The 13,686-nt window shown below is 27.8% G+C and carries 10 protein-coding genes; 8 read left to right on the forward strand and 2 right to left on the reverse strand.

What is annotated here, in order from left to right; translation table 11 throughout:
- Positions 1–58: 58 nt before the first annotated feature.
- The 3 genes from ACH36K_RS04590 to ACH36K_RS04600 all read left to right on the forward strand — a co-directional run bounded on the left by ACH36K_RS04590 (position 59) and on the right by ACH36K_RS04600 (position 6,480).
- Positions 59–2,110, forward strand: coding sequence for an LPXTG cell wall anchor domain-containing protein (locus tag ACH36K_RS04590; protein WP_411169780.1), 2,052 nt, complete (start codon positions 59–61; stop codon positions 2,108–2,110).
- Between the two features lie 207 nt (positions 2,111–2,317).
- Positions 2,318–4,693 (forward strand): C39 family peptidase, encoded by a 2,376-nt coding sequence (locus ACH36K_RS04595; RefSeq protein WP_411169781.1) that lies wholly within the window; start codon positions 2,318–2,320, stop codon positions 4,691–4,693.
- A 191-nt stretch (positions 4,694–4,884) separates the two neighbouring features.
- The gene (locus tag ACH36K_RS04600; protein WP_411169782.1) at positions 4,885–6,480 is read left to right on the forward strand and encodes a peptide chain release factor 3; all 1,596 of its coding nucleotides are present in this window, start codon (positions 4,885–4,887) and stop codon (positions 6,478–6,480) included.
- Positions 6,481–6,695: 215 nt separating this feature from the next.
- Here the strand turns inward: ACH36K_RS04600 and ACH36K_RS04605 are convergent, their stop codons facing one another.
- The gene (locus ACH36K_RS04605) at positions 6,696–7,466 is read right to left on the reverse strand and encodes a DeoR/GlpR family DNA-binding transcription regulator (RefSeq protein WP_411169783.1); all 771 of its coding nucleotides are present in this window, start codon (positions 7,464–7,466) and stop codon (positions 6,696–6,698) included.
- A complete protein-coding gene (locus ACH36K_RS04610; protein WP_411169784.1) occupies positions 7,453–8,286 on the reverse strand; it encodes a hypothetical protein in 834 nt (277 codons plus the stop codon). The genes ACH36K_RS04605 and ACH36K_RS04610 overlap by 14 nt, the downstream gene beginning before the upstream one ends.
- A gap of 487 nt (positions 8,287–8,773) precedes the next feature.
- On the opposite strand from ACH36K_RS04610, the gene ulaG reads away from it, so the two are divergent.
- The 5 genes from ulaG to ACH36K_RS04635 all read left to right on the forward strand — a co-directional run bounded on the left by ulaG (position 8,774) and on the right by ACH36K_RS04635 (position 13,665).
- Positions 8,774–9,838: an L-ascorbate 6-phosphate lactonase gene (ulaG, locus tag ACH36K_RS04615; RefSeq protein ID WP_411169785.1), complete on the forward strand. Its 1,065-nt coding sequence runs from the start codon at positions 8,774–8,776 to the stop codon at positions 9,836–9,838.
- Positions 9,839–9,921: 83 nt separating this feature from the next.
- Positions 9,922–10,362, forward strand: coding sequence for a PTS sugar transporter subunit IIA (locus ACH36K_RS04620; protein WP_411169786.1), 441 nt, complete (start codon positions 9,922–9,924; stop codon positions 10,360–10,362).
- Positions 10,363–10,388: 26 nt separating this feature from the next.
- The gene (locus ACH36K_RS04625) at positions 10,389–11,849 is read left to right on the forward strand and encodes a PTS ascorbate transporter subunit IIC (RefSeq protein ID WP_411169787.1); all 1,461 of its coding nucleotides are present in this window, start codon (positions 10,389–10,391) and stop codon (positions 11,847–11,849) included.
- A gap of 371 nt (positions 11,850–12,220) precedes the next feature.
- A complete protein-coding gene (locus ACH36K_RS04630) occupies positions 12,221–12,514 on the forward strand; it encodes a PTS sugar transporter subunit IIB (protein ID WP_411169788.1) in 294 nt (97 codons plus the stop codon).
- A 110-nt stretch (positions 12,515–12,624) separates the two neighbouring features.
- Entirely contained in the window at positions 12,625–13,665 is a 1,041-nt protein-coding gene (locus tag ACH36K_RS04635; RefSeq protein WP_411169789.1) for a hypothetical protein, read from the forward strand.
- Positions 13,666–13,686 lie beyond the last annotated feature (21 nt).

Consider the following 13,686-nt stretch of genomic DNA (forward strand, 5'->3'; position numbering starts at 1 on the left):
AAAATTTGTATATTATAATGAAATTTGCAAATAATTTATACATCAATGGAGGGGTAAAATGAAAAAGTTTAAACTATTTATAGCAAGTGTTTTAACTTACTTTATGGTAATTTCGCTATTACCTGTGAAACTTTTACAAACAGTTGCTAATGCTGCAGAGAATAATAAATCAGCTATAGTAGAAAGTGATTATTATTTAAGAAAAGTATTACAATATGGTAATAAAACTGTAACTTCATATAATTCAAATGGGAAAGTTTATATTTCACTATTTGAAAATGGTCAAGAAACAGTATTAAAAGAAATAGAAAGTGCAGATAGGGTTGAGCAGTATAATATTGACGGGGTAAAGGCTCAATTTGTAATATCCGAAAGAATAAATGGAGATTATAAATTAGTTGATGCTTATGAATATGATATTAATACTAATAAAATCTATAAAATTGAATACCAAAATTTATCAGATAATTTTGCTTTAGATTTTTCAGATTGGAGCTTTTCTGGTAGGGAATGGAAACCGATGGATTCTAATTTAGAAAATCAAATTTTAGAAATAATTAATAAAAAGTATAATACAGATTATAAAATATTAGTAGATGAATATGGATCAAGAAATATTGATATTAAAGCTCAAGTTTTAAAAGATTCTTATTCTACTGTGAATTTTGATGTTATAGTTAGAAATGAAAAGCACAGTATTGTTAGAAAATATAGTGGAATTTATAATGATAACTTTGATTTTATAAGAGATGGAAATAATAATAGAGATTTATTTAGTATTTTAAGTGTAAATTATTCTGATGATAAGCTTTATATACTTGAGAGTAAAAATGATGAAGATAATAAACATAAGCTTTATGAACTAAAGGATGGTAAAATATCAATACCTAAGGAAATAGTCGTTGAAGATGGATGGCTTGGAGAAATTAAAGAAATTAATGATAATTCTATTTATGGAATAAAAATGGATTGGGATAAAAATCAAAAAAGCTTAGTTTCATATACATTAAATAATAATGTATATAAAAAGTCCGGAGAATATTTATTAAGCTCAGTTATGGATAATTTAGCTATAGATGTAAATAAAAATGCATGGGTTTCACATGTAAAAGATAATAAAATAATATTAAGTAAATTAGAAAATGGTGAACTTAAAGATAAAGTTGAACTACCATTTATATCACAATCGCCATACTATGATATGCAAACATATGTACATGATGAGAATAATATGATTATAACAGGGGTTGGATTAAAAACTATATTATTTAATAAAGATGGACAAGATAATAACAATCCAGATGAGCCGTCAAAGCCTGAAAATCCAGATAATAACGATAATGTAGTAATTAAACCTTCAGAAGATAAGGTTGTTGCAGAGGTATCTAAGATTAATCCTAACGAAAAGAATGAAATTAAGGTTAATACAGAATCTTCAGCTAAGAAGATAGAAGTAGCTATTAAAGATGTTGAGTCAATAAAGAATGGAACAGGATCTTTAAATATTACTGTAAATAATGGAGTTCAATTAAACTTACCATTATCTACAATAGATAAGAACCTTTTAGAAGGTGCAAAGGATGTTACTATTAGTTTAGATGTAATAGAAAACTCTGATATAGTTAAAGATATAAAAGGAGTTAATAAAGTATTTGACTTTAATTTAGTTATAAATAAGGAAAATGGAAGTACTTTTGTTCATAATTTTAAGGATGGACAAGCTGAAGTAACTATTAACTTAACTGATAAAGATTTAGAAGGTTTAAATAAGGATAAGATTGTAGTTTACTATTATAATGATGGTGAAAAGAAATTTGAAGCTATGGAAACTAAGGTTGATGGAAATAAAGTTACATTTAAAACTTCACATTTCTCAAAATATGTTATAGCTGAAAAGTTAGATGATATCCTTGTAATTGATAAGAATGAAAATACAACTAAGCCAGAAGGTAATACTAATTCATCAAATACTAACAGTAACATTGAAGCTGAAAAAGGAAACTTACCTAATACAGGTGCAGTGGTATCAAGTTCAGTAGTATTCGCATTAGGATTAGTTGCCTTAGTATTTGGTGGAACTTTATTAATCAGAAGAAAGAAACATGCATAAAAATAGATTAATTAGAAGTTGAGAATTAATCTAACTATATGAAATAATAAATCCATGCATTAAGAATTTAGTGCATGGGTTTTAATTATAATGAATAACATATTTTTAAATTATAAATTGAGGTTATAAAAGAGTTAATTAAATTAAAATAAATCTTTACGATAATTAAAGTGTAAAACTTAAAATTATTAGATTTAAGGAGATAATATGATTTTTAAAATACTAATAGGGATATTGCCTTTTATAATGATGTTTTCTGTATTAAAAGAAAATCTAGGTTCTTTAGTATTATTTTTATTGGGTAGTATTTTTATAATAAAGAATAAAGATAAGCTTAAAGAAAATAAGTATTTCTATGCATTAGGGATAATGAGTTTATTAATCTTATTATCACAATTAATAATTTCACCTTATATAGAAAGTATTTCAGGAGTATTTTTATTTCTAAATATTCCACTTTATTATTTAATTTATAGATATTTAATTGAAGAAAATAAAGATGACATTTTAAAGTACATAGTTTTATCAATTACAGCATCTTGCCTATTTTATATATGTTACCATGGTATATACCAAGGAATTAGAATTTTCGGTAATATAGGATATGCAAATAGTTATGCTTTACTTATATTAGTTGGACTATATTTAAATCAAATTAGAGAAAAAGATAAGTTTAATGGAATTATAGAAACAATTTTATTCTTAGCTTTATTATTTACAGGATCAAGAACAACTATTATATTATCGCCATTATACATAGTTTATAAATTGTATGTAGAGTACAGATATAATAATATTAAATTTATTTTATCTTTAGAGTCAATAGGGTTTGGTACTGTTTTATACATAGTAATGGATAAGTTTAAGATTTATTCTATCTTAATAGTACCTGTGCTTATAATAATTTATTACTTTATAAAAGATATCAAATCTAGAGATAAGCTATACTATGCTTTTGGAGGAGTATTAGTAATATTATTATTTATTACTAATAGTAGTACAATTAGTAGATTTAAAGAGATTTCATTATATACAGGAACTCTCCAAGAAAGATTTGTTTATTATGGAGATTCAGTTAAAGAAGTATTTGCAGATCCTTTAGGTAATGGGATAAATATGTTTCAGTATAAACAGTTTGAAACAGCAACAGCTTTCTACGATGTTAAGTATTTACATAATTCTTATTTACAAATAGCTTGTGATACTGGGATTATTAATGCAATTATATTTATAGCAGTAATAATTATAGGACTAGTTATTATATTTAAAAGCAAAGGGAAAAATAGAAATTATTTATTATTAGCTTATATAACAATAATGATTCATTCTGCACTTGATTTTGATTTTTCCTTTAGTACAATGACAATACTTCTTATGTTTCTAGTTGTTTTATGTGAAAATGATATTAATCAAGGCTCAATAAAAATTCATAAGGGTTTATATATTGTTCTAGCTACTATTTCTATTTATTTTATCCTTTATGAAGGAAGCATAGTTTTAGGGAAGTATTTAATAGATGTTAATAGTAATTTATCAGATAAAATATTAGGTTTTTCAAATAGTATTTCCCTTAAAAGAGATTATAGAGGATATTTCTATAAGGCTCAGGTAAAGAAAAATCAATATGATGAAAATAATAATTATGAATATTTAAAAGAAGGTATTGAATTACTAGAAATTAGTAAAGAAATAAATCCTTATGATCCAATGGTAATATGGAATTTATCATATTTATATGAAGCCTTAGGAGAAGATGAAAAAGCTTTAAGTTATGGGGAAGAGGTAATAGATAGAGAGAGGTTTTACCCAGAGGTATATGTAAAGCAATATGATTATTTAATGAGGCTTTATGGAGAAACTGGTGATAAAAAATATGAAGATAAAATTAAAGATTTGGAATCTACTTATTATAAAAACTATGAAAATTTAAATAAAAGAGCTAAATATATGAATAACCAGCTACAAGAAAACTTTGATGATATTAGAGATAAAAACATTGATTACAATATATTATTAAATGGGAAATACGAAAATAAAGTAAAATACTTTAATCAAGAGGACGAAAAGTGGGCAAGTTTTCCTTATAAAACTAATGATAACTTATTAGGGAAGACAGGTTGTGGAGTCACAGCTATGGCAATGATAGAATCAACTATGAAAGATAGAGCAATAACTCCGATTGAAATGGCAGAGTTTTCAATAGAAAATGAGTATTGTAATAATAACACTGAAATAGAGTTTTTTGATAATGTAGTGAAAGATGAAAGATATAAGCTAAATTTGGAAAAATTCAATGAAGATGAAATATTAAAGGTAAAAAGACTTGTAAGTGATGGGAAGCATATAGCAGTTGCATTAATGAGACAAGGAGACTTTACAACAGAAGGCCATTATTTAGTTCTATATGGAGTAGAAACAATAAATGGAGTTAATTATTTTAATACCTTAGATAGTAATAAAGATAATAAAAATTATAAGAATAACGGAAACATAATTTATAGTAATCCTAAGGACGAAATTATAAAAGTAAAATCAAGCCTGTTCTTAGAGCAATGTATTGAATATTGGGTGTATAGTAAATAAAATTTTAAAATAGGACTTGATAGATATTATGTTAAATTCTCCGTCGCAGGCTCTAAGTCGATTTTTACATGAATATATATCAAGTTCTTTTAATCTAAAAAAATACATTTTAAATTATTAAACTTTAGGGTATAATGAATAACTAGAGAAATAGAGATAAAACTTAACTTAATTTTAAGGAGGAAGCTACTTTGGCAGATTATATAAATGAAATAGAAAAAAGAAGAACCTTTGCTATTATATCTCACCCAGATGCAGGTAAAACAACATTAACAGAAAAGTTCTTGTTATATGGAGGAGCTATAAGGCTTGCAGGTTCAGTTAAAGCAAGAAAGGCTTCTACTCATGCAGTATCAGACTGGATGGAAATAGAAAAGCAAAGAGGGATTTCAGTTACTTCCTCAGTAATGCAATTTAATTATAAAGGACATTGTATTAACATATTAGATACACCAGGTCACCAAGACTTCTCAGAAGATACATATAGGACTCTTATGGCAGCAGATAGTGCTGTTATGGTAGTAGATGGAGCAAAAGGTATAGAGGATCAAACAAGAAAGCTATTCCATGTTGCATCTCTTAGAGAAATGCCTATATTTACATTCGTTAATAAGATGGATAGAGAATCTAAAGATCCATTTGAATTATTAGAAGAAATAGAAAATGAACTTGGAATAAAAACATACCCAATGAACTGGCCAATAGGCTCAGGTAAAGAGTTTAAAGGTGTATATGAAAGAGATAACAATAGAATTATAGCCTTTTCAGCAGGAAATCACGGTCAAAGTGAAGTAGATGCAGTAGAAGGTTCAGTAGACGATCCTAAGTTTAGAGAAATATTAGGAGATGCCCTTCATGATAAGTTAATGGAAGATATAGAACTTTTAGATATAGCTGGAGATGAGCTTGATTTAGAAAAAGTTAAATCAGGAGAATTAACACCAGTATTCTTTGGATCAGCTTTAACAAACTTTGGTGTTGAGCCATTCTTAGAGCATTTCTTAGAAATGACTACATCACCACTACCAAGAAATTCAAGCATAGGAGAAATAAATCCATTTGATGATAACTTCTCAGCCTTTGTATTTAAAATACAAGCAAATATGAATAAAGCTCATAGAGATAGAATTGCATTTATGAGAATATGTTCAGGTAAATTTGAAAAGGGTGAAGATGTTTACCATATGCAAGGTGGTAAAAAGATAAAATTAGCACAACCACAACAATTTATGGCTCAAGATAGAGAAATAGTTGAAGAAGCATATGCAGGAGACATAATTGGGGTATTTGACCCAGGTATATTCGCAATAGGAGATACATTGTGTGCACCATCAAAGAAGTTTAAATTTGAAGGAATTCCAACCTTTGCGCCAGAACACTTTGCAAGAGTAAGACCAGTAGATACTATGAAGAGAAAACAATTCGTAAAAGGTGTTACTCAAATAGCTCAAGAAGGAGCAATTCAAGTATTTAGAGAACTATTTATAGGAATGGAAGAAATAATAGTTGGAGTTGTTGGTGTACTTCAATTTGAAGTTCTAGAATATAGATTGAAGAATGAATATAACGTTGATATAAAGATGGATAGACTTTCATTTAGATATGTAAGATGGATAGAAAACAAAGATATTGATATGGATAAATTAAATCTAACTTCAGATACTAAAAAGGTTAAAGACTTTAAAGATAGAAATATCCTTATATTCCAAAATGATTGGGGTATTAGTTGGGCATTAGACCATAATAAAGGATTAGTATTATCTGGCGTTGGTAAGAGTGATGAATAATTAATATAAGCAAAAAACTGAGGCTATATTATTTATAGTAATATAAATAATATAGCCTCAGTTAATTTTTAAGTCATATGATTTTTTATTTAAAACAAAATATTCGATTGCTTTAGCAATTCCATCATTATTATTACTATCTGTTTATAGTCAGCAATATCTTTAATTATTTGAAGTTTAATTTATCTATTAAATCTAGAATAATTAAATCTTAATTAATTTTCATTATAATCAATTATGATTGATTTAACTCCAGCAGAGTTAAGTTCAGATATTTTTTTAGGATCTGCATCTGAGTCAGTAATTAAATAATCAACATCAGATATTTTACCACTAGAAAAATTATGATGAATTCCAATTTTGTTGCTTGTAGCGAGTATATATACAGGGCCAGTGCAACGCTTTATCATTTCTTTATTTATTGTAGTTTCTTGTATAACAGAAGTACTTATTCCGTAATCAGGCTTTATTCCGGAAACTCCCATAAAGCATTTAGTAGATGTTATGTTTGAAAGTACTTGCATTGCTAAATCCCCAACCATAGAATGCTTTCTACCATAAACTTCTCCACCGGTTAATATTAAATATATATTAGATGGTAAATTCTTTTCAAGAGCTCTACCATTATTAGTTACAACTGTAACTCTCTTATCTTCTAAATAATCTAGTATAGAAATAGCAGTAGAACTAGAATTTATAAAAATTGTATCTCCATCCTCAACTAAAGAAGCTGCATATTTAGCAATAGATTGTTTTTTTATCTTAACAATGTCAGTTTCATTAGAAACCTCATCTTCTAATATTTTAGCTCCGCCGTAATATCTAAGAACCAAACCCATAGATTCAAGTTCTTTAAAATCTCTTCTTATTGTAATAGGAGCTGTATTAAATAACTCAGATAACTCTTCAGTTTTAGCTTCTTTATTTTGAGTCAAATAATCAATTATCTTTTGTTGTCTTGGTGAAAGTGAATTATACAATCCCATTATAGATGTCCTCCGATCTTTTAGGTTTTATTTTAAAAATAACTTCAGATTTGTATGTTATATACATTGAAGTAGTATTATTCTTTATATCATCTAAATAGATTTTAGCACTAATAAAATCATTATCATAGATTTTTAGCAAAGATAAATTGAAAAAATGTAAATATTTCTCACGATTATTTAGTAAGGTCACATTTACCTTTTTAAAATACTTTTTAGCTAACACATAATCCTTTTGATAAAGGTTATATATGCCAGAAATTTCATTCCAGGATAAAATAGGAGCAATCTTTTTTCTTACATCTTTTCTATCTTTCAAGTCCATACATTTATTATAATATTCCTTAACCTTTTTACTATTATCAAGGCTTATATAAGATAGAAATAAACTATAGTAATAAATTAATAGTAAATCATAAGATGCTTTAAAAGGCTTTATTGTAACCTTTTCTAGTAATTCAATTATTTCATTGTACTTATTCAAATCACTAAAAGCTAAAAGTTTATAAACTAAAATAGATTTTCTATAGCTTTTAAGTAAGTCATACTTTTCTAGCTTAGATAAAGTTTCTAAACCATTAACAGGATTACAGCTTACAGTAAGCTCATTAATAGCTTTTTTATAAAGCTTATCCAAATATTCATGTAAAAATACAAAACATATCATTATTAATGAAAATAATAAATAAACAAGTTTTAGTCTAATATCAGTAGAAGTAGAAATTAAATAGATCATATATATTACAAATAATATATAAACTAAATAATCTAAATACTGTTTATTTTTCTTACTTAAAGAATACCAACCCTTTTTACCCATGAAAGTTCCCCCTCTTATAAATTGTTAAGAAAATTTTATTACTTATTATAAGTATAAAAAATTAAAGATGAACAAACTAGAATCTCTTCATGATTGTAATAAAAAAATCATTATATACTACTTGAAAATATAAAATGAACAAATTAAAGTTTAATTATGATTGTTTGCATCTTTATTATAAAAGAAAAGAACATAAAAATCAATTAAAATAAGAAAAGATAAAAATAATATAAAAAAGGTGTTGATTTTTGTGAAAAAATAGATTATTATAAAAATATAAACAAGAAAAACAAACTAAAAGAACAAAAAGAACAAAAATAATAATAAAAATTAAAGATAAAGTGAAAAGTAACAATAAAAAAAGAACATTTAATTAAATTTAATGAGCAAAGAAACAAAAAAACAAAAATATAAAATAATAAAGAAATAAAATAACAAATTTACAAAGTAATAAATTAAGAATGCATATATTTTAGGAGGTATAGCAATGTCACAAGTAGAAAAAATTACAAGAGAATCATGGGTTTTAAATACATTTCCTGAATGGGGAACATGGTTAAATGAAGAAATCCAAGAAGAAAAGGTTGCACCTGGAACTTTCGCTATGTGGTGGTTAGGTTGCACAGGAATTTGGGTTAAAACAGAAGGAAATACGAATATATGTGTAGATTTCTGGTGTGGAACTGGAAAGAAGACTAGAAAGAACCCTTACATAGATCCAGAACATCAAATGGCAAGAATGTGTGGAGGAAAGAAATTACAACCGAATTTAAGAGTTACTCCTTTCGTTCTAGATCCATTTGCAATAAAGGAAATAGACGCTGTAATTTCAACACATGACCACAATGATCATATTGATGTAAACGTTGCTGCAGCAGTTATGCAAAACTGTGATTCATCAATTCCATTTATAGGACCACAAGCTTGCGTAGATAAATGGGTATCTTGGGGAGTTCCAAAAGAAAGATGTATAGTAGTTAAACCTGGAGATACAGTAAAAGTAAAAGATATAGAATTAGTTGCATTAGAATCTTTTGATAGAACAGCATTAATTACAGCTCCACCAAAGGGAAATTTAGTAGGAACAATGCCAATAAATATGGATATAAAAGCTGTTAACTACTTAATTAAAACACCAGGTGGAAATATATATCACTCAGGAGACTCTCATTATTCAAACTATTATGCGAAACATGGAAATGACCACAAAATAGATGTTGCATTAGGATCTTACGGTGAAAATCCAAGAGGTATAACAGATAAGATGACATCTGTGGATATATTAAGAATGGCAGAATGCTTAAATACTCAAGTTGTAATTCCATTCCACCATGATATATGGTCAAACTTCCAAGCTGATACAAATGAAATATTAGCGCTATATGATATGAAAAAACACAGATTACAATATAAATTCAACCCATATATTTGGCAAGTTGGCGGTAAATTTGTTTACCCAGCAGATAAAAATAATAGAGAATATCATTATCCAAGAGGATTTGATGATTGTTTCTCAGTTGAAATTAATACTCCATACAACTCATTCCTATAAAAGTAAACATTTTGCAAGCTAGGTATATATCTAGCTTGCAAAGTAAAAACTAAAGAAGTACATGAAGAAGGGGAGTAATCTATATGTTAAAAGAGCTAATAGATAATAAAAGATATTCATTCCATAAAGAATTTGATAATTGGGAAGATGCAGTTCAGGCTGCGTGTAAACCTTTAATTGAAGAAGGGGTAATTGAAACAAGCTATGTAGATTCAATAATAGAAAATGTAAAAAGCTTTGGGCCTTACATAGTTATTGCTCCTAATATATGTATTCCACATGCACAAGAAGGAAAGGGGGTAAAGGATACTGCAATTTGTTTCATGAGAACAGAAAAACCTGTTCACTTTGGAGAGACGGCAGAGCATGATGCAAGGTTATTCTTTGTATTAGCATCAACAGACAATGAAAAACATATGCAAAATTTAGTAGGACTATGTGAATTAGTAGAAGACCAACAAGTTGTAGAAAAATTACTAAACTCAAATTCAGCACAAGATCTAAAAGCTTTATTAAAAAATTAAAATCAAAAGTTTAAGGGGGATTTTAAATGGATTTTATAGTTTCTATATGGCAATTTTTCCAAGTTAATATTTTAACACAGCCAGCATTCTTTGTCGGATTTATAGTACTTATTGGTTACTTATTATTAAAGAGACCTATATATGAAGCATTTGCTGGATTTATAAAAGCAACAGTTGGTTATTTAATCTTAAATGTAGCAGCGGGGGGACTTGTAAATAACTTTAGACCTATATTAGCAGGACTTAAAGATCGTTTTAATTTAACAGCAGCAGTTATTGACCCTTACTTTGGTCAAACAGCAGCACAGTCAGCTGTTGAAAGCGTAGGCAGATCATTCTCAATGATGATGCTTGTTCTACTTGTAGCATTCATGTTTAACATAATATTGGTATTATTTAGAAAAGTAACAAAAGTTAGAACAGTATTTATAACAGGACATATAATGGTTCAGCAATCATCAACAGTTTTATGGTTAGTACTTTTCTGTTTCCCACAATTACAAGATACAAAAGTAGTAGCTATGCTAGGATTACTTCTAGGAACATATTGGGCAGTTTCTTCTAACCTTACAGTTGAAGCATGTCAAGAGCTTACTGAAGGTGGTGGATTTGCAATAGGACATCAACAAATGTTTGGAGTTTGGTTAACAGACAAAATTGCAGGAAAAGTTGGTAATAAAGAAAAGTCTATTGAAGATTTAGAATTACCAGGGTTCTTATCAATATTCAATGATAACGTTGTCGCAACTGGTACATTAATGATGTTATTCTTTGGAGCAATAATGCTTATATTAGGACCAGATCTATTACACAAAATAGATGCAGGATTTAAAGCAGATAGAAACTTTATATTCTACATTATGGAAAAATCACTTAACTTTGCAGTTTATTTAAGTATATTACAACTTGGAGTTAGAATGTTCGTATCAGAACTTACTGAGTCATTCCAAGGTATATCAAACAAATTACTTCCAGGTTCAGTACCAGCTGTAGACTGTGCAGCAGTATATGGATTTGGACATCCAAATGCAGTAACTATAGGATTTATATTTGGAGCTATAGGACAGTTCATAGCAATTTTAGGGTTAATCGTATTTAAGAGCCCAGTATTAATAATAACAGGTTTCGTACCAGTATTCTTTGATAATGCTACTTTTGCAGTATTTGCAAACAAAAAAGGTGGTTTAAGAGCAGCTATGATTATACCATTTGCATCAGGAGTAATCCAAGTTATAGGTGGAGCTTTTGCAGCATACTACTTCCAATTAGCACAATTTGGAGGATGGCATGGAAACTTCGACTTTGCAACAGTTTGGCCAGTAATTGGTATATTAATGAACAAATTACAATACGTAGGAGTAGGTATCGCTATAATAGCATTACTAGCTATTCCACAACTTCAATATATGAAGAACAAAAAAGGATACTTCAAGTTAGCAGAAAATTATGATGAATATATCGCTGAGAAAGCAGCAGGAGAAATTTAATAATTTATAACTGATTAAAAATAAGTAAACCATAACTAAATAACTTACTATTTAGTAAAAATATATTAAGTAATAACACTCATATTAAAATAATAAATAGCTTAAAATTAGCTAACCACAATATATTATGCACTATAATAATATACTCCTTAACATTTTTGGCACTTTGTTAAAATTGTGGTTAGCTAATATAAATAGCTAATGCCAACAAATAAAAATAAATGTAACCAATACAAATAATATAAACAAAGAAAAAATATTGAATCGAAAGCAATTAAAAATTTACATAAATAAATTTAAGCATCAAAAGAAATAGGATCTTTAAACATTAAAATAAATAAAATCTATATGAAAATTTTGGAGGGATTAATATGTTAAAAGTAATAGCAGCATGTGGAAGTGGAATGGGGTCAAGTCAAATTATAAAAATGAAAATAGAGAAGATATTTAAAAAATTAAATATTCAAGTTACTATAAAGCATTCAAGCGTTGGAGAAGCTAAAACTCAAGCATCAAACTATGATGTAGTATTTTGCTCAGATGCCTTAAAAAGCAATTTTAAGAGAGCGGAAGAAGCAGGAACGATAGTTATAGGACTTAGAAATTTATTATCAGAGCAAGAAATAGAGCAAAAGATTATGGAAAATGTAGTAAACAAAAAATAGTTTATCTACAAATTGATAAAGAAAATAAATAAGTTAATTTATATTAACAATTTTGAGATAAGAATAGTTAACAATAGTAACAAAAAAAGTAGTATCAGGGGGAGAAGGATATGAAATTTGAAAAGAAATTTCTTACAAACTTGCATAGATGTTATGCAACAAGTAGCACTGTAATCGATGGAGAAAGACATATATTATTAGCGACAGAAGGAGAAGGTCCTTGCTATAGCTATAGAGGAGAAGAGTTTGAGCAAAATACAGTTTGGGATGGACCAGGTGGAACAATGTCTATGATACCTGTACCAGGAAAAAATGGAGATTTTTTAGCAGTACAAAATTTCTTCCCAACTTTCCAATCAGAAAATGCAACTATAGTATGGGCAAAACCAGTTGAAGATGGCAAATTTGAAGTAAAAACTTTATTTAAAATGCCATATGTTCATAGATTTGATATATTATCAGCTGGAGATAAGCACTATTTTATAGGAGCTACTTTATGCACAACAAAAGAATTTAAAGATGACTGGAGTAATCCAGGAAAAATATATATAGCAGAAATTCCAGAAGATTTAAATACTCCTTTTGAATTTAAAATTATAAAAGAAGGATTAACTAAAAATCATGGATACTGTAGAACTACATGGAATGGAAAAATGGCAGGACTTGTAACATCTGAAGAAGGAGTATTTGTAGTAACTCCACCTCAAAAAGATGGAGACGAGTGGTCAGTAGAACAAATAATGAATAGACCAACAAGTGATATTGCTGTTGTAGATATCGATGAAGATGGAGAAGACGAATTAGTTACAATTGAAGACTTCCATGGAGGAAACTTCTTAATAAATAAAAAAATAGATGGCGAATACAAAACTATATATAAATATCCAAAAGAAATGGATTTTGGACATGTAGTATGGGGTGGAAAATTAAGAGGAATCCCAACTATAATTGGTGGATACAGAAGAAATGAAAAAGAATTATTTATTATCCAATGTGATGATAAAGAAAAGCTTACATTTAAAACACAAGTTATTGAAGCAGGGGTAGGACCAAGTAACGTTGCAGTAATAAATGAAGAAGATAGAGATATAATAATTTCAGCAAACAGAGAACTTGGAGAAGCTGCACTTTACTTTGTAACAGAAGAATAAAGACATCTTAGGAGGTATACG

The sequence above is a fragment of the Clostridium sp. MB05 genome, assembly GCF_046581255.1.
Classification (GTDB): domain Bacteria; phylum Bacillota; class Clostridia; order Clostridiales; family Clostridiaceae; genus Clostridium.